Origin of the sequence: Ensifer sp. NPDC090286 (genome assembly GCF_044769565.1) — a bacterium.
Classification (GTDB): domain Bacteria; phylum Pseudomonadota; class Alphaproteobacteria; order Rhizobiales; family Rhizobiaceae; genus Ensifer.
Map to the genome: position 1 here is coordinate 470,316 of NZ_JBIVYF010000003.1, position 17,814 is coordinate 488,129.

The following is a 17,814-nucleotide window of genomic DNA, read 5'->3' on the forward strand; positions in this document are numbered from 1 at the left end:
TCGCTGGCCGATGGCCGGCGGTGCGGGATCAGAATCCGGACTGAATGCGCGAGAAGATGATGTCGGTGAAAATCGAGATCTGAGCGCCGATGAAGGGCGCGGACACGGCAACCGTGATCATGACGGCAAGAATCTTCGGGACGAAGGTCAGCGTCATTTCCTGGACCTGGGTCAGCGCCTGAATGAAGGCGATGACGACGCCGACGATCATCGCGGCGAGAACGGCGGGCCCCGAGGCCACGATCACGGTCCAGATCGCGGCCTGTACGATATCGAGGGCATCCGCCTCATTCATGGAGTTATCACTTCACCTTGACGCCCGGGCCGATAACAAGCTCCTTGCCGTTATCCAGCACCGCAATGATTCCGTCAGAGTATAGTTTCACTTCCTTAACCACGCCAGTGGTCTTGCCGTCTTCGCTGGTGACAGTGCGCCCGATGACGGCGTCCGCTTCGCTCAGCGACGTGCGCTGCAACAGGCTTTCAAGGTTCTTGTTGGTCTTGATCGTCTGCTCGACCTGCGAGAAGGTCGCAAGCTGCGCGATCTGCTGCGTCGCATCCATCGGCTGCGTCGGATCCTGATTCTTCATCTGGGCGACGAGCAGCTTCAGGAAGCTTTCGTAGTTGAGCGATGCCTTGGCGGCGTCGCCGCCCGAATCCTGAGCCGAAACGTTCGGGGTGTAGCCGTTGTTGCTGACGCCGCTTACCGCCATGGTGCGATCTCCTTGCGAATCTGCTCGACCGTTGCCGGCGTGATTTCCTGCGTGTTGAGAATGCGGTCTTCGATGGCGTAGAGGCCACGGATCGCCTTGAGCGCTTCGAAGGCGCGACCGTTGGTCACCAGGCCGTCAACACGCTTCAGCTCGGCAAGGATCTCTTCGTTCTTGAAGCAGTTCAAGAGCATGACGATCGACTTGCGGAACATGGCGGTCGACTGCTCGGCGCCTTCCGGATTGATGAGGATCATCTGCGCGATGAAATAGAGCTGCTTCAGCGGCGTCGTTGCGTCTTCCGGCTGCAGCACGTGGTTTTCGAGCAGGAACGTCACATCGTTCAGGAACTCGACCGCGACCTTACGGTCCACGCGCAGCACCGCGCCGTTTACAAAAATCCGTTCGCCCGACTTCAGCGAGATACGCAGTGTGCTCTTCATTTCAGTCCATCCCTGATGATGGTGGTAATGTCAATTATGCCCTGGAAGTTGGAGGATTCGCGTTTGCGGATCTTTTCCGTCTCGTTGAGTATCCAGATGGCGATCGAAATCAGATTGGCGCGCAGCTCTTCGTTCAGCTGGTTCTCCGGAGCACGCAGATCTTCGATGAAACGGATCCACAGGCGCCGGGTAAAGTAGATGGCCTCGATGGCCTCTCTCGAATACCCTTTCTGCTGTTTCGCTGCTTCCATGAGCGCGATCGAGCGATCGAGTACCTGCCGTTCCCGATTCTTGGAGTCGGCGACGCCGTCCTCCATGATCTCGGCATAGGAAAATTGGTACATTCAGACATCCTTCATGTTTGTCCGGCTCCTCACACTAGAGGAAATTGAGCAAGCTCATCTGCTGTAGTCGCGACGTTAGTGTATAGGACGTTTCCAACTGCACCTTGAGCGTGTTGATCCGGGTCGATGTCTCGATCGGATCGATGCCTTCGAGGTCGGCGACATGCGTGTTGACCAGCTTGAGCTGCGCGTCGATCGAGGTGTTCGCCTTCTTCACGCGCGATTCCGAGATACCGAGCTGGCTGCGTTCGCCGTTGAGCGCGGCGATGCCCTGCTCTGCATAGTCCAGCGCCGCGGTGCCTACGGCTGCACGCGCGTCAGGCGTGATGTTCTTGTCCATCAGCTCGGCCGCGATCACGCTCGCCAAGGCAAACATACGGAAGCCCTTGGTATTGGCGTTGGTCGAGCTTTCGATCACCTCGCTGGCGCTGATCCGGCTCGTCATGTTCTGGCTGGATGCGTCCGACCAGTTGGTGTCCCAATACCCTCCGGGGGTGGTATCCATGAAGCTCGTTTCCAGACCGGTGATGAACGTCTTCATCTGCGCGGCGGTGATCTGGTCGTCGGACGTGATGCCATTGGCGGACTTGAACGCGGTAAACGCGGTGTCGAAGGCAGTCTTTGCCGCAGACGTAGCGGTGTAGTCGGCGACAGGCTTGGCGTCGGTATTGATGCCCGAAAACAGGAACTCGCCGTTGAAGGACGTGTTGGCAGCCGCAGTGAAGGTCTGCAGCGCGCCCATGATCTCGGTCTTCTGGATCTTCAGCTGGCTCGCGGCATCGTTACCCTTGTAGGTAACGAGCGTGTCGCGCACCTTTTCGGCCGCTTTCGCCATCGTTTCCAGCGCGCCCTGCGAGCCGGAGAGGCGCTGGGTCACGACCGAGTTGGTGCTCTTCATCGAGTTCAGCCGGTCGATCTCGCGCTGAAGGTTGAGCGAGCGCGAAGCCGTCGCGCCAAGCGTCAGGCCAACGTCGTAGTGCCGACCGGTCGTCTGTTCCTGGGTTGCCTTAAGCAGATCCATCTGGTTCTGCTGAATCGTCATGCGCATGGCGGTCTGGATCGCCAGATTAGAAACGTAGGACGTCTTCATGATTACCTCACAGCTTCCATCAGGGCCGCCATCATGGCGTCCACGGTGCTCACCAGCTTGGCCGATGCTTTGTAGGATTGTTCGAGATCGAGCAGCAGCGACAGTTCCTCGTCGATGCTCACGCCGGTCTGCTTGCTGAGCGCTTCCTGAGTGCGCGACAGCATGGCGCGCTTGTTGTCGTCGGCGGTCGAGGCGGTCTTGCGCGTCTGTTCGAGCCAGCCGACCGAACCGGTCGCAAAATTCAGCAGGCTGCTGGTTCCATCGAGACCGGTCGACGGGTCGAACGACATGTTCTCACCCATCTTGTTGATGAAGCCATCGAGCAGGCCCGTATATCCGGGGCTCGGATTGGCTGCACCGCCAGGGTTCGATACCACGCCGTTGAAACCGCCATCACGCAGGAGAAGCGGGTTGGCCTTCGCCAGCGCATTGACCGTGATCTTCGACGCCAGGCCTGGAACGACAGTTCCTGCCGGAGGCACCGCGGCTGTGCCCCAAGTGAAGAGACCGGGTTGGCCGCCCTCCTTGAAGAGCTCGACGAGACCACGGGCGATCTCGTCCAGCTGCGACTGGAACTTCGGCCCAATATCGTCGCGCAGCTGCACGAGGCTCGCAAGCTTGCCCTTGGCGGTCGTATCGGCACCGCTTCCGGGCGCGATCGGCACGCCGTCGACAAAAATCTTGTTGCCGGTGACGGTGGCGTCATACGTCGTTGTCGGCGCAAACGTCACCTGGCGCGGAATGTTCTCGAAAAGCACCGTGCCGTCGGTGGTGAAAATTACCGTATCGTTGTTGCCGCGTGTCACGGTGGAGATGCCGACGATCTCCGAAATCTGCTTCAGGATTTTGTCGCGTTGGTCGAGCGCGTCGTTTGCGTCGCCTCCCGTCGCCGTTGCCGACTTGACCTCGTTGTTCACCCGCTCGAAGTCCGCAAGCAGGCTGTTCAGCTTGTCGACCTCAAGAGCGATTTCCTTGTCGGCATCTTCGCGCATGTTCTGCACGTTGGCAGAAGTCTTGTTCAGGGAGTCCGCAAGGTCCTGGGCGCTGGTGACCGCAGCCGCCGCGATCGTCTTGTTGCCCGGGGTCGATGCCAGCGTCTGCAGGCTGTTGCGAAACTCCGAGAGCAGCTTCGACGGCGCAGTCTCGTAGTTGTTGCCGCCGAGACCCGATTTCAGGAGTTCCAGGCCTTCGCGAAGCCGCGCCTGGCCGGAGGCTTCGCCGATGCTGGCGATGCTCTGCTTGAGCAACGCCTCATTCTGTGCCCGGTAGATGGATACGACCTGCGCACCGTTGCCGGTGCTGCCCAAGAGGGCAAGGCGACGCGAATAATCCGCATTGCCCGCATTCGCGATGTTCTTCGACACGATCGCGGTCTGTTGCGCCGTGTTGCTGAAGGCCTGCTGTGCGATGGATATTGCGGAGGACAGCGACATGACGCGGACCGTATCTCTTTCAATTACCGTTTCAGGTTGACAAGCACGTCAAGCAGGTCCGAGGCGGTCTGGAACACCTTGGAGTTTGCCGTGTAGTTGCGCTGCGCCTCGATCATCGAAGTCAGCTCGTTGGCGATATCGACGTTGGAGTTTTCGAGTGCCTTGGACTGGATGTTGCCGAAAGCGCCAGAGCCCGCAAAACCGGTAACGATAACGCCCGAATCTGCCCCCTGCGAGTAGACGTTGCCGGACTGCGGCTGCAGCTTGTCCGGGCTCTGGACAGTCGCAAGGGCGATGCGGAACTTGGGGATGAGGTTGCCGTCGCCATATTTGACGTAAACGATACCTTCCTTGTCGATCTCGAAGCCCGACATCTTGCTCGGCTTGCTGCCGTCAATGCCACCGCCGGTGCTGCTGAAGTCGCCGCCGAGCTGCGTGGTCTTGGTGGTGTCGATCGTGATTGCGCCGAGATTGGCGCCGGTGCCGGGCAGGTTGTTGATGGCCGTCGTGGTGAGTGTCGCGGGGACGGCGCCAGTGCGCTTGCCGGCCGCGTCGAACGTCATGGTCTGGGTACCGACCGTCGTGCCCGACGTGCGATCGACAACGTTCAGGCCCCAGGCGTTCGGACCTGTCTTCGTGTAGGTGAAGTCGAGAATGCGGGTGTTGCCTTGACTGTCGTAAACGACCATCGAAGTCTTCGATTGATCGCCGACGGCCGCGCCGGAGGGCAGGTTTGCTTCCATCGTACCCTTGGTCGAGCCGGCCGCAACGAGGCCCTCGTCCTTGAGCTGTACCGGCACAAGGCCGTCAAAGCCGTTGACGACAACGGTCGGATCGACGCCGGCCTTGTACTCGTAGCCCATCAGCGTGAAGCCGGCCGTGTTGACGAGGTTGCCGTTCTTGTCCGGCACGAAGGAGCCGGCGCGCGTCAGGAAGTTCTCGCCGCCATTGCCCGAAACGATGAAGAAGCCGCCGCCGTTGATGGCAAGGTCGCTGGCCGACGTCGTGTAGCTGGTGCCGCCCTGCTGGGAGATGCTGTAGCGCACCTGCGTCTCGACGCCGCCGGAATTGTAGTTGCCGCCGCCCGAAGGCAGGATCATCGACGAAAACTCAGTGGAGGCGCGCTTGTAGCCGGTCGTGTTGGCGTTCGCGATGTTCTCGGCGACGGTGCCCAGACGGTTCGACTGGGCGTTCATACCGGACACACCCGTTCTCATGCTGCCATAGAGACTCATATCGGATCCTCATTTCCTTGTTACGGCGACACTAGGAAGCGGGCCTTGCGTGAACCTGTCTTGGTTCAGTGCCCGCCCTTCGGCGTGGCGCTCAGTTCCAGTCGATGCAGTAGCCAAGGAAACGCTTCGAATCGATCGGGTCGAAACCGAGCTTCTTGCGCAGTTTCTTGCGCAGCTTGCTGATGTGGCTTTCGACGACGTTTTCCTCGACGTCCTCGTCGAAGATCCCGTAGATCGCGTTGAAGATCTGCGACTTGGAGACGCGACGGCCGCGGTTTGCGACCAAATATTCGAGAATGCGGCGCTCGCGGCGCGGCAGGGCGAAGACATCGCCGTTGATTTCCGGATCACGGCCGTCGGCAAAAACGCGGATCGGACCGATGTCGGTAAAGTTGGCGATCGCCTTCAGGCGCCGGCGGATCGCAGCGACCCGGGCGAGGATTTCGCGGGGGTGAATCGGCTTGCGCACGACGTCGTCGACGCCGCAATCAAAGAGTGCAAGCGTGTTTTCGAGGGACGGCGTGTCGCTCATCGCGATGACCGGCGCCATCGAGCGATCGCGGATGGCCCGCGGCAGCGTGAAGGTGGTGTCGCCCTGACCGATCAGGAAGGCTTCCACGGCATCGATATCCGAATCGGCAGCCGCGTTTACCCACTCTCCAAATTCCTTGGGATCGAATCCCGTCGAGGGAATACCTTCACGTCCGAAGAGGGACGCATACCCGTCCTTCACCAGCTCTCTTTCATCAACCACTACGATCATTCGCCCGCCTCCGAATCAGTATGGCTCCGCACTGATTGAGAGGTACGAATCGAGGGATTCATGAACAACTAGAGGAAGTTACTGGGTGGAATTAATAATTGATTAACCATGTTTCGCCGATTTGATCTATATCTAGTGGCACCCACCCCGAAGCGATACTAAAATAATGTGGAAAAGTTAACGGACTACGACAAATCGCTTGCGGTCACATTGTCCGCGCATTGTCGCCACAATGCGGCAAACCGGATGCTAATACAATTTTTGGTTGCTTATTGGCAAAACTGCGTGGCGTTCGGCGTCCACTTGCCGTAGCCGGTCGCGACGAGATTCGCGATCACCCGGCAGACATATTTCTTCTGCGCCGGGTCGTTGTTCGGGCCCGCGTGATAGCGCGCAACGGCCATCGTCCAGGTCTCGTGCCTCGCATGGAGGTTGGCCAGGAAGCGTGCGGCATATTCGACATTCTTCTGCGGGTCAAGCATCTCCTGCGGCGAGCTGAAATGCTCGCCATGGAAGTAATAGTTGATCTGCATGCAGCCGAGATCGATGAGCTTGGCGCCCTGTGCCCGCGCGTTGCCGAACTGGGTCAGAACGTCCTGTTCGCTGCTGCCGAAATAGGCCTTGCCCTCGATGTTCATCGCGTAGGGTTGAAGCGATCCCTTGCGGCCGGTTTCGGTCAGCCCGACCGAATAGAGGATCCCGGCCGGGATATCGTACTTCGCCGCCGCGCTGATGATCTCGCGCTCGCAGACGCCGGCGTCTGCGCTCGCAAAAGCACTACATGTAGACGTGACCAGTACGAGAGCGCTCAGTGCCGGCAGCCGCATCGTCTGTCCCGCCATTGCCAACCCACCTTTCCGCCGCCGAAGACTGGCTGTCGTCCTGTCGCTGCTGTCGTCCCTGGCCATTGCCATCGGCGCGATCTCGGCCCTGTTGCCCGGCTTGTGCCTGGGCCTGGGCTTGCGAGCCGCCGCCCGACGACGTGTCGCCGCTGGAGTTGAACACGATGTTCACCTGGTCGACAGCAAAGCCCTGAGCGCGCAACGCCTTGACCAGATCGTTCTGATCGTCGCGCAACTGCCGGAAGGCGTCGCCGTTCTCGACCTTGAGTTCGACCTGCAGCTCGTCGTCCTTCAGGCGCAGCGTGGCCGTGACGAGGCCAAGCTCGATCGGGTGAAGCTGGATCTTCAGGGTGTTGAGCGTCTTACCGGCCTGCGTCCACGCACCCGGCTGAGCGAGTGCAGCGCTTGGCTGCAGCGAACTGGTGGCCTCGCCGGCGATGGCGTCCGCCACGGCGCTGGTGTTCGGGCTCATCGAGATGCCGAGATAACGCCGTGCCTCGAGGACGGTGACGTTCTCGACCTTGGCGGAGCCCTGCGAACGGGCGGCGTCGAACGCCGCGTCACCGTCCTTCGAAAGGCTCATGGAAACGGCCTGTCCCTTGCCGTCGGCCCGGGCGAAACGGAAGAGCCGATCGGGATCGCTCTCGCCTGCCTGCGCCTCGGCTTTCACGCTATGCTCGCTGCCACCGGCAACCGGCAGTGCAGCTTCAGTCTGGCCGTCCGCTGCCTGACGCGCGGCCGCCGTCTGTCCTTGAGGCTGTGCCGTCTGGGCCCCGCCGAGCAGCGTCAGCAGATCGTCCATCGCCGTCTTTGTCTGCTTGGCTTCTGCGCCCTCGCCGCCAGCGTTGGCGTCGCTATCGACCGCGGTGCGATCTGCCGACGCCTTGCCGACGCCCTTCGTCAGGGCAGCGATGCGCTCGGCGAGTTCGTCATCAGCCACCACTTGCGCCAGATCGTCGGACACGGCAGCCGTCTTGACCGGATCGGCCTTGTCGACGGCACGTTTGCCGCCGACACCGCGTTCGGCCATCTGGAAATGGTCGCGCAGCGCGTGCTCGTCGAACTGTTCGTTGCGACCGAGGCTGATGCTGCGTGTCGCGGCCCTGCCTGCGGCCTTGGCAATATTGTCCTTGTCGATCAAGGCTCCCGCCTCCGCGTCGCTGCCGCCAGCGGCGTCGTTGCCACCCTTGCCTGAACCTGGCTGGTCGTTGTTTTTCTGTCGCCCGGCATTGGCCACGGCATCTTCAAACGCGCCGGCCGACGCACCACCGGCCTGTTCCTTGCCGCCCGTTCGTCCGCTTCCAGTGCCGACAGGCGCCGGAGGCATGCGCAGAGTGTCCTCAGCCCTCATTTGTCATCTCCCTTGAGGAGAGCGTCGATCTCGTCGATCTTCGATCGTCCTTTCGCCACGAAGCCATCGTGCTCCGGGTCCGCCACCTCGTCAGCGCGGGATGCAGCCACTGTCGTCGGCGCTACCGCCGGGGTCTGCGCGCTTCCAAAGGGGCTCATACCGCTGCCAGTTTCCTCGCTTGCGGCCGACGCATTCGCTTCAACCGGTCTATCGGGTTTAGACACAAACGCTTGCGTGAGGCTTTCACCGGCAGGTGGCCGAACGACGGCGTCCGCAACCGCCTTTGCAGCGTCCCGCAGGGCGCGGTCGCGCGGCGAAAGCTCCGCATCTGAAATCGCCGCCAGGTTCGCCGTTGCGGCGAAGACGTCGTTGGAGGGCACCGAAGCCAATCCGGCATAGAAGCTGGCGAGCAGTTTCGGCTGCGCCGCACCGTCGGCGCCGAGCGCCTCGGCGCGCTCAGAGGCGAGCTTCGCAAGCTCCTGCTTGCCGGCGATCGCCGCGCGGCGAGCGACGCGAAGGAAAACCTCGCGCTGGCGCGGCGCGTCCATGAAGCCGAGGATCTCCGAGATCCGCCCCTGCGCTTCGCCATCGAAATGGGCGACGGCTAGTTCGACGAAGACATCCGCAAACTGGCTGGCATAGGGAGACGTCAGGTAGCGGCGGGCATAGGTCAGCGCGTAGCGGAAGCCCTTGTCCGCGTCGCCCGCCTGAACCGCGAGGAAGACCGAGCGGCGCAGGGCAGCCTCTTCGATGATCGTACCCGGGGCCGCAAGACGGGCCCAGTCGTAGTACTTCATCGCGCCCACGGGATCCTGCTGCGACGTCGCATTGCCGAGGATGAGGTAGAGATAGGGACCGATGCGGGCGCTGCGGTATTCAGGCGCGGCCTTGGACAGGTTCTCGACGATCAGGCCGCCCTTGCCGTTCAGATATTGCGTCAGCGCGTCGGTGACGCGGGAATCGAAGTTCCCCGCCACGTCGTGATCCGCTAGGTACTTCAACGTCTCCGGATTGCCGCCGCTCATCGCATAGACCAGCGCCGCATCGACGTTGCGCGGATCACGGAAGACAGTCGCGTCGGCCGCACGCAGGCGCTTGTCGATCGCGCCTAGCATGAAACGCTGCATTTCGATCGCCGAATGGTCGCCAAGAACGACCGAGTCCTGCACATATTGCAGCGACCGGATCATCTTGAAGGGTGCGAGCTCCTCGATATCGTTCGCCCTGGCAGCCCCCGCTGCAAAGGGGGTCGCCAGCACGCAGCAGGCCATCAGAGCGGTTCGCAGGCGTCTCAGCATGGCGCTTAACCCGGAGCCGATTGCAGGAGGATCTCGATGCGCCGGTTGCCCGGGGCGTAGGGATCGCCGGGGATCTGCAGGCGCCGGTCGGCGAAGCCGCTGATCTGGCTGACGCGATCTTCCTTCAGGCCGCCACGGACGAGCATGTAATAGGCGCTCTGGGCGCGGGCGGCGGAGAGCCGCCAGTTGTCATAGGTGCCATCCTTGAAGGGGCGACCGTCGGTATGGCCGCGGATCGCAACGGCACCTGGACGCTCGGCCAGGAGATGGCCGATCTTTTCCATCGCCAGCACCAGCTCCTTTTGCGGCACGGCAGAACCGATGGAAAACATCTGCGCATCGGTGCGCTCGCTGATCGTTACCATCAGGCCGCCTTCAGCAGGCGTCACGACAAGTCCCTCGGCCAGCTGGCCCGCCTCGCCGGCAAGCTGCTTCTTCAGCTCGGCCTGGAGTTCGGCCGCCTGCGCCTTGGCGTCGGCCGCGGCAGTTTCGGCCTTCGGCTTTTCGCCGGCCGCGGCATCCGCCGTGTCCTTGCCAGCGCCCGTGTTCGTGTCCTTGCCGTCGCCGGCCTGTTTGTCGGCCGCGTCGGGCGTCTGTTCCGACGCGTCTGCCTCGGACTTCTTGACAGTCGGCGTCGCACCTGCGGGCTCCGTCGACTTGTCGGCAAGGGCAGCGACGGTTTCGGCCGTGTTGCCGGCGTCCTTGACTTCGACCTGCTTGGTCCAGAAGTCCGGGTCGAACGGGTCACGATAGGCCTCGCCGCCATCGGCGCCGGTGGCCGGGCCGGACTGGGCCGCACCGCCCTCACCCTTGACGCTGATGTTGGCTTGCTGGCCGACCTCGCGCGCGATTTCGGAAAGCACCGAATAGGGGTTTTCGAAGAAGTCGGCGTCGGAATACTTCGTCTCTTCGCCCGACGTCGCCGTCAGCTGATCGCCGGTCTTGGCCGAGCCACCGGACTTGTCCTGCTCGCCGTCGACCTTCGAACGCTGCTGCGTTTCTTCGCCCTGCGCATCCTTGGCCGGGTCCTTCAGGCCACGTTCGGCCGGCTTCTGGTCGGTCAATTGCACCGGGTTGAAATAGGAAGCGATCGCCGCCTTCGTCTCTTCGTTGGCGGCATTGATCAGCCACATCACGAGAAAGAAGGCCATCATTGCGGTCATGAAGTCGGCATAGGCGATCTTCCAGGAGCCGCCATGGTGACCGTCATGGCTGCCGCTGTGGCGCTTGACGATGATGATCTCGTGCTTGCCGTTGTGGTGGTTTTCGTCGCTCATGCGAGAACTTTCCGAACTGTATCGGCCCAGGCGGCCATGCGCGTCACGAGGATGGTGCCATCCATCTCGACGGCGAGATCGACATCGTCGGATTCGACGTGCCGCAGGGACGGCAAGTCTTCTCCAAGCTGGCGCTTCAGCGCCTCGAAGAGAGACGCCGGGCCCTTGACAACGATGGTGCAGCCTTCGCCGGCCACAAGGCCCTGGCGCAACATCTGCGCCATATCGGCAACGGCGCGCTGCATGAGGGCATCGCCCATGACCGGTACAAGCACGCGAGCGGCCTGATCGCCGAGTGCGACAGCAAGCCCTTCGGTCATTTCGTCGATGCGCTGCGCCAGACGGTTCGCGGTTTCCTCCTCGAAGCGCCGCGTCAGCGCCTCGAGTTCGGCCGCGTGCGCCGCCTGGAGTTCGGCAATTTGCTTTTCGTGTTCAAACACGAGTTCCGCGGTCGCCTCGGCCCGCCCTTCGGCAAAGGCTCTCCGACGCTCCGCATCGATATCGATTTCCGGCATGGCTGGTCTCGCGCCGAGGCGCTCGCCATCGGCATAGTCGGCATCCAGATCAGGGAAATATTTCGGCGGCATCAGCGACAGCTCGACTTTCGGCGCGCTGAAGTCCTTGAGATAGCGGGAGAGCATTGCACTCATGGCCGGCCCCCTGCAGCGGACCTGCGGCAATGCGGCGATCCCCATCTGCTTGAGAGGCGGCGCTCCCTGGCGCGGACTTCCATTGCTCCTGGCACTGCTGACATGTCTCCCTCGGGCCCGACCGTCGGATACGGCGAACCCAGCATTCTTGACGTACATCGGCGTGATCCGGGGTCGGTTGGTCCCGGAACGATCCGATGCAGGCGACGGCGCAAAGGTCATTTTGGCCGGCAGTCATCCGACAGGACTGCGAGGGAAGGCTATTCGGTCAAACTTGTGCGAAAATGAATGTGTTGGACCGCGCCAGGGCAATTAGCGCGGTCCAACAGTTTCCACCGGGTGCCGTGACCGACGACGTGGCAGAACTCAAAGTGCCGTCACCCACATCGGGGCGATGGGCTCAGTTTGGCAGATCGGCGGCCGCTTCGGGCCGCTGTCCGCCGCCGCGCCTTACTGCTGGAACAGGCGCAGGATGTTTTCGGAATTGGTGTTGGCGATCGAGAGCGCCTGGATGCCCAGTTGCTGCTGCGTCTGCAGCGCCTTCAGTCGCGTCGATTCCTCGTTCATGTCGGCATCGACCAGACGACCGACGCCCTTATCGATCGTATCCATCAGGTTGGCGATGAAGCCTTCCTGCAGCTCGATGCGCTTGGTGATGGCGCCGAGCGTGGAGCCGGCATCCGTCAACTGGTTGAGGATACGTTCGACGACGCTGATCATGTCGGACATTTCGGCAGGCGTCGTCGATGCGGTCAGCTTGATTTCCGCCGTCGTGCCGATCGGCGTCGTCGCCGGCGCGCCGATCAGGTGGTACAGGCGTGCGCCCGCCGTGCCGGGAGGAGAGGTGAGCTGGGACGCGTCGTAGTTCCGGGTCAGGATGCCGCGGCTCGCATTCTGCTTGTCGATCAGCATTGACTGCGAAGTGTCGAAGTCGAGCGTGGTGACCGACACGTTGCCGTTGGCGTCACGGTTGAACGAGGCGACAACCGACTTCGTGCCGACCGGGGCCGTGGCGGCGTTATAGAGCCAGTTTTCACTGGAGAACGATGCGGACTGTGCGGCCGAGATGAGCTGGTTCTTGAGCTCGGAGATTTCCTTGTCAATCTTCAGCTTGTCGACGCCCGGCTCGCTCGCCGCGACGAGCTTGCTCTTGATCGCGCTGACGACCTCGATCGAGGAATTCATCGCCGCATAGGCCGTGTCGATCTTGGCGGCGCCGAGGCCGAGGGCGTCCTGAACGGTGGAGAGCGCCGCGTTGTCGGAGCGCATGGTGGTCGCGATCGACCAATAGGCGGCGTTGTCCGCGGCCGTCTGCACGCGATAGCCCGAGGAGATGCGGTCCTGGACTTCGGCCATGTCGGAGTTGATCGAACGCAAAGTCTGGAGAGCCGCCATGGCGGCGGTGTTGGTCATGATGCTGGTCATTGGTCACCTGTCCCGATTGAATTCATAAGGACATTCCGGAGTGTTACCGGCAGCGATGGGACTGGCATCATGCGAATCGCCCCTGTTTTGCCCTGGAGGCGACCCTTCGCTCTTAACGAATATGTAACGATCTCATAGTTAACAAATGGTTAACACCGTTAGGAAGTCGGTAACAAAGGTGAACAAAAATAAGGGAAGATGGACGAAACGTTAAGGTGGGCGCGGTTCGCTTGGAACGGACGCCGGCGACGCCTGGCGGCCATGGCACACCGGAGCGCAAAACGAAAAAGCCGCACGATCCACGGGGGATGTGCGGCTTCTTTTCGAGGTGACGGGCGAGGATCGCCCGTCAGGTTCGGTCGATCGATTAACGGAACAGCGACAGGATGTTCTGCGAGTTGGTGTTGGCGATCGTGAGTGCCTGGATGCCGAGCTGCTGCTGCGTCTGCAGAGCCTTCAGGCGGGTCGATTCCTCGTTCATGTCGGCGTCGACGAGGCGGCCAACGCCCTTCTCGATCGAGTCCGAAAGGTTTTCGACGAAGCCCTTCTGCAGGTCAATACGGCTGTTGAGCGCACCGAGGTCGGCAGCTGCGTCGGTCATCTGCGTCAGGACCGAGTCAACACCCGACAGAGCCTGCGACAGAGCGCCGGTCGTCATGTTGGTGATGTCGAGCGTCATGACGCTGTAGGCGAGTGCTACGGTCGCACCGGTTGTGTCCGAGTACGAGATGTTGCTGGAAAGCAGGCCCGTGCCGTTCGTGACGTTGGCGCCAGAAGCGTTCACTTCGATGAGCGAGCTCTTGTTGGTGTCGTACTGCAGCGTCGTCAGGCTGACATTGCCCTTGGCGTCGCGGTTGAACGAACCGACAATCGACTTCGTGCCAGCAGCGTTGTTCGGGTCGGTGTAGACCCAGTTTTCGCCCGAGAAGGAAGCCGACTTGGCAATGCTCAAGAGCTGGTTCTGCAGTTCCTTGATTTCCTTCTGGATCTTGCTCTTGTCAACGCCCGGCTCGCTGGCGGCAACCAGCTTCTTCTTGATTTCGTCGACGACGTCCTTGGAGTTTTCCATGGCCGACGAAGCAACGTCGGTCTTCGCAGCGCCGAGGCCGAGGGCGTCCTGAACGGCTTCGAGCGACTTGTTGTCCGAACGCATGGTGGTCGCGATCGACCAGTAAGCAGCGTTGTCAGCCGCGGTACCGACGCGCAGGCCCGAGGAGATGCGCTCCTGGGTGGTTTCCATCGAGGAGTTGATCGAACGCAGGGTAGCGAGTGCGCCCATGGCGGAAGAGTTGGTCAGAATGCTTGTCATTGGCTGAGTGCCCCTTGTTGGCAAAGATGAAATGGAAAGGGACATTCCGGGATTACCGGGAAACGACGGTCAGCCTCATGCCTGCTGACGCTCTAATCTGTTCGGGTCAACCCGTCGTTTCGATGGTTACAACAAACACCATCGTGGTTAACGAACCCTAAAACCCGGAGAAACTATTCGAAGTTTTATCAGTGCATTGGCGACAAAGAAAAACCGCGCCTCTTGCGAGGCGCGGTTTCGTGTCTTGCTTCGGGTGCGGGCCATGGCCCGCCCCTTCAGCCCGTCGATTAACGGAACAGCGACAGGATGTTCTGCGAGTTCGAGTTGGCGATCGACAGTGCCTGGATGCCGAGCTGCTGCTGCGTCTGCAGTGCCTTCAGGCGGGTCGATTCCTCGTTCATGTCGGCGTCGACGAGGCGGCCAACGCCCTTCTCGATCGAGTCCGAAAGGTTTTCGACGAAGCCCTTCTGCAGGTCAATACGGCTGTTGAGCGCACCGAGGTCGGCAGCTGCGTCCGTCATCTGCGTCAGGACCGAGTCAACACCCGACAGAGCCTGCGACAGAGCGCCGGTCGTCATGTTGGTGATGTCGAGCGACAGAACGCTGAAGGACAGAGCTACGGTTGCACCGGTTGCGTCCGAGTACGAGATGTTGCTGGAAAGCAGGCCCGTGCCGTTGGTGACGTTGGCGCCAGAAGCGTTCACTTCGATGAGCGAGCTCTTGTTGGTGTCGTACTGCAGCGTCGTCAGGCTGACATTGCCCTTGGCGTCGCGGTTGAACGAACCAACGACCGACTTCGTGCCGGCAGCGTTGTTCGGGTCGGTGTAAACCCAGTTTTCGCCCGAGAAGGAAGCCGACTTGGCAATGCTCACGAGCTGGTTCTGCAGCTCCTTGATTTCCTTCTGGATCTTGCTCTTGTCAACGCCCGGCTCGCTGGCGGTTACCAGCTTCTTCTTGATTTCGTCGACGACGTCCTTGGAGTTTTCCATGGCCGACGAAGCAACGTCGGTCTTGGCAGCGCCGAGGCCGAGGGCGTCCTGAACGGCCGAGAGGGCCTTGTTGTCCGAACGCATGGTGGTCGCGATCGACCAGTAAGCAGCGTTGTCAGCCGCGGTACCGACGCGCAGACCCGACGAAATACGCTCCTGGGTGGTTTCCATCGAGGAGTTGATCGAACGCAGGGTGGCGAGTGCGCCCATGGCGGAAGAATTGGTGATGATGCTCGTCATTAGAGTGTCCCTTGATTACTTTAGACGATTTAGGGGACATACCGGACTTCCCGGTGATGGCGGATCGGCTTCATGCCACTCGGTTCCAACTATCTCGGAAGAAACCAAACCCGTCATGTGAAAGGGACTATCGCGTGCAAAGCTTGCGAATTGATTAAATGCCCAAGGCAGCTTGGTTCGAGATAACTTATACTTAACAAGACTTTAATGGTGTCTCGGATGCAGGAGACACAGTCCCGCCGCCGCCGGGATAGATGTGTCCAACGGTCGTTCGCTCCTGCCTGAGGCAAGCTCCCCCAAGTAAACTCGCCTTCGAACAAGGACTAGCAAGCCGGCGCCGGTCGCCGCACTCTTCGACGGAGCTCTTAGTGAACGCCCAAGCCATCTTTTCGACCGCCTCCCGGCAATACCAGAAGGGGCAGTACACGGACGCGCTCAACCAGCTGAATGTGCTGATGGGGATCAACCGCGACACCAAGACCTACGTGCTTCTGGCGAAGGTGCTTGTAAAACTCGGCTTCAAGGCTGAGGCGGCCCGCGCCTACCAGCTCGCTGGTGAAGCCGGCGGCTCGCGTGCGGAGGATTACCTCACCGACGCCATGAAGCTCTACTTCGCAAACGGGCAGGAGGACGAGGCGCTGAGCATCGGACTGCCGCTTCTGGAGAAGGCCAAGACGGACGCCGAGATCGCCTTCATCATCGCCTCGATTTTCCTCAAGCGTGGCGAAAAGGAAATCCTCGGGCTTTTCAAGGCGCCGCTGACCTTGAGCACCAACCGCCTGCACAATGCGCTTGCCTTCAAGCTGTTGACCGCCGAGATCAACGACCTGCAAGATCGTGACGCGCTGGCCAACCTCTTCCGCAACAACCCGAAGAACACCACGTTGCGGTCGGCCCATCTCGTCTATGCGCGCGAAGCCAACGACTATGCCGAAGTCGAGAAGCATGAACGCGACATCCAGAGGGCGCTGAAAGCCGGGCAGACCGAAATTCTTGCGGCTGAAGCGCCCTACTATCATGCGACCTGGTGCGGCGACGAAAGCTTCAACCGTGTCGCCGGCGCGCAGCTCAACCCGTTCCCGAGCAGCCTGACGGAAGTCCGCCGCGCCGCGCCGCACAGCTGGGGCGAGCGTATCCGCATCGGCTATGTTTCCGCCGACTTCTGGGACGACCATGCGACGATGAAGCTGCTGAAGGCGGTGTTGATGGCGCACGACAAGACGCGCTTCGATGTCACCCTCTTCTGCCATACCAAGAACGCGCTCGCGACGCGCGACCAGGACATACGCGCAAAATGGGGCAGGATCGTCGAGATCGGCGACCTCTCCGACGACGAGGCCGCGCACGTCATTCGCCAGGAAAACATCGACATTCTCGTCGACCTGAAGGGGCATACGCTCGAAAGCCGGGTCTCGATCTTCAACCGGGCGGCAGCTCCCGTGCAGGTCGGCTGGCTCGGCTTCCCAGGCACGACGGTCAACGTCGATCTCGACTACATCATCGGCGACCCGTGCGTGCTTCCGGACAGCAGCAAGGCGCATTACTATGAAAAGTACTGCCGCCTGCCGGAGACCTACCAGCCCAACGATCCCTACGAGCGCGCACGCCCCCGGGCGATGTCGCGACAGAATGTCGGCCTTCCCGAAGATGCATTTGTGTTTGCCTCCTTCAACGCAAACCGCAAGATCTCGCTTCAGACGGTCAACCTCTGGGTCGACATTCTCCGCCAGACGCCGGGAAGCCTGCTGTGGCTGCTGTGCGACAGGGCGGACGCACGCACAAATCTGCTGGCCAAGTTCAAGAGCGCCGGCATCGATACCAAGCGCATCGTCATCTGCGGCAAGCTCGCCTACCAGAACCACGTCGACCGCGTTCCGCTCGCCGATCTCGGCCTCGACACCTATCCCTATAACGGCCACACGACCACATCCGAGCAGCTCTGGGCAGGCCTGCCGGTGCTCTCCTTCAAAGGCACGAACTTCGCTTCACGCGTGAGCGAGAGCCTGCTGAACGCCATCGGCGTGCCGGAACTCGTGGCCACCGGACCGGAGGACTACGTCAAGGAAGCTGTCGCGCTCTACAACAACCGTGACAAGATCGCCGACTATCGTAAGAGGCTGGACGAGAACCGGTTCCGGATGCCGCTGTTCGACGCGGAACGTTTCTGCCAGCACCTGGAAACGGGCTATGAAATGATGGCCGATCGCGCCAAGCGCGGTCTTGTACCCGATCACATCGACGTTCCGGCGTTGCCGCCACGCAGCGGGTCGTTCGAACGCTGAACGGCGACAATTCCTAAAAAGACAAAAGGCAGCGCAGCGGCGCTGCCTTTTTTGTTGTCCCGTTTCGAAGATCGCGACGCCCGATGACGCGAATGATCCGGAGCGTCATGCGTCAAAGGTGAGCCCATCGCGG

Annotated in this window: 17 protein-coding genes; 1 reads left to right on the forward strand and 16 read right to left on the reverse strand. The window is 61.3% G+C overall.

The window, feature by feature from the left end; genetic code table 11:
- Positions 1 to 28: 28 nt before the first annotated feature.
- The 16 genes from fliQ to ACIQUG_RS17545 form a co-directional block, all read right to left on the reverse strand.
- Positions 29 to 295 (reverse strand): flagellar biosynthesis protein FliQ, encoded by a 267-nt coding sequence (gene fliQ, locus ACIQUG_RS17470; RefSeq protein WP_043624946.1) that lies wholly within the window; start codon positions 293 to 295, stop codon positions 29 to 31.
- Positions 296 to 302: 7 nt separating this feature from the next.
- Entirely contained in the window at positions 303 to 713 is a 411-nt protein-coding gene (gene flgD / locus ACIQUG_RS17475) for a flagellar hook assembly protein FlgD (protein ID WP_034800748.1), read from the reverse strand.
- Positions 704 to 1,153 carry a flagellar biosynthesis repressor FlbT gene (gene flbT, locus ACIQUG_RS17480; RefSeq protein WP_034800746.1) on the reverse strand — a complete coding sequence of 150 codons (450 nt, stop codon included), beginning with the start codon at positions 1,151 to 1,153 and terminating at the stop codon, positions 704 to 706. The genes flgD and flbT overlap by 10 nt, the downstream gene beginning before the upstream one ends.
- The gene (gene flaF / locus ACIQUG_RS17485; protein WP_034800744.1) at positions 1,150 to 1,497 is read right to left on the reverse strand and encodes a flagellar biosynthesis regulator FlaF; all 348 of its coding nucleotides are present in this window, start codon (positions 1,495 to 1,497) and stop codon (positions 1,150 to 1,152) included. Before flaF ends, flbT begins: the two co-directional genes overlap by 4 nt.
- 34 nt (positions 1,498 to 1,531) lie before the next feature.
- Positions 1,532 to 2,587: a flagellar hook-associated family protein gene (locus ACIQUG_RS17490; RefSeq protein WP_402323329.1), complete on the reverse strand. Its 1,056-nt coding sequence runs from the start codon at positions 2,585 to 2,587 to the stop codon at positions 1,532 to 1,534.
- A 2-nt stretch (positions 2,588 to 2,589) separates the two neighbouring features.
- On the reverse strand, positions 2,590 to 4,020 hold the full coding sequence (gene flgK / locus ACIQUG_RS17495) for a flagellar hook-associated protein FlgK (protein ID WP_402323330.1): 1,431 nt from the start codon (positions 4,018 to 4,020) through the stop codon (positions 2,590 to 2,592).
- Between the two features lie 23 nt (positions 4,021 to 4,043).
- Positions 4,044 to 5,255 carry a flagellar hook protein FlgE gene (locus ACIQUG_RS17500; RefSeq protein ID WP_192447839.1) on the reverse strand — a complete coding sequence of 404 codons (1,212 nt, stop codon included), beginning with the start codon at positions 5,253 to 5,255 and terminating at the stop codon, positions 4,044 to 4,046.
- A 91-nt stretch (positions 5,256 to 5,346) separates the two neighbouring features.
- Positions 5,347 to 6,018: a transcriptional activator Rem gene (rem, locus tag ACIQUG_RS17505; RefSeq protein ID WP_192447840.1), complete on the reverse strand. Its 672-nt coding sequence runs from the start codon at positions 6,016 to 6,018 to the stop codon at positions 5,347 to 5,349.
- Between the two features lie 269 nt (positions 6,019 to 6,287).
- Positions 6,288 to 6,845, reverse strand: coding sequence for a transglycosylase SLT domain-containing protein (locus tag ACIQUG_RS17510; protein WP_192448310.1), 558 nt, complete (start codon positions 6,843 to 6,845; stop codon positions 6,288 to 6,290).
- Positions 6,796 to 8,211, reverse strand: coding sequence for a flagellar hook-length control protein FliK (locus ACIQUG_RS17515; RefSeq protein WP_402323331.1), 1,416 nt, complete (start codon positions 8,209 to 8,211; stop codon positions 6,796 to 6,798). The genes ACIQUG_RS17510 and ACIQUG_RS17515 overlap by 50 nt, the downstream gene beginning before the upstream one ends.
- Positions 8,208 to 9,509, reverse strand: a complete 1,302-nt coding sequence (motC, locus tag ACIQUG_RS17520) for a chemotaxis protein MotC (protein WP_402323332.1) — start codon at positions 9,507 to 9,509, stop codon at positions 8,208 to 8,210. The genes ACIQUG_RS17515 and motC overlap by 4 nt, the downstream gene beginning before the upstream one ends.
- Positions 9,510 to 9,514: 5 nt before the next feature.
- A complete protein-coding gene (locus tag ACIQUG_RS17525) occupies positions 9,515 to 10,786 on the reverse strand; it encodes a MotB family protein (RefSeq protein WP_402323333.1) in 1,272 nt (423 codons plus the stop codon).
- A complete protein-coding gene (locus ACIQUG_RS17530; RefSeq protein ID WP_402323334.1) occupies positions 10,783 to 11,436 on the reverse strand; it encodes a hypothetical protein in 654 nt (217 codons plus the stop codon). The genes ACIQUG_RS17525 and ACIQUG_RS17530 overlap by 4 nt, the downstream gene beginning before the upstream one ends.
- A 450-nt stretch (positions 11,437 to 11,886) precedes the next feature.
- Entirely contained in the window at positions 11,887 to 12,861 is a 975-nt protein-coding gene (locus ACIQUG_RS17535) for a flagellin (protein ID WP_043624928.1), read from the reverse strand.
- Between the two features lie 367 nt (positions 12,862 to 13,228).
- Entirely contained in the window at positions 13,229 to 14,170 is a 942-nt protein-coding gene (locus ACIQUG_RS17540) for a flagellin (RefSeq protein WP_402323335.1), read from the reverse strand.
- 287 nt (positions 14,171 to 14,457) lie between these two features.
- Positions 14,458 to 15,399: a flagellin gene (locus ACIQUG_RS17545; RefSeq protein ID WP_402323336.1), complete on the reverse strand. Its 942-nt coding sequence runs from the start codon at positions 15,397 to 15,399 to the stop codon at positions 14,458 to 14,460.
- A 368-nt stretch (positions 15,400 to 15,767) separates the two neighbouring features.
- Between ACIQUG_RS17545 and ACIQUG_RS17550 the strand changes: the two genes are divergently transcribed.
- Entirely contained in the window at positions 15,768 to 17,681 is a 1,914-nt protein-coding gene (locus ACIQUG_RS17550) for a glycosyl transferase (protein ID WP_402323337.1), read from the forward strand.
- The last annotated feature ends 133 nt before the right edge of the window (positions 17,682 to 17,814 follow it).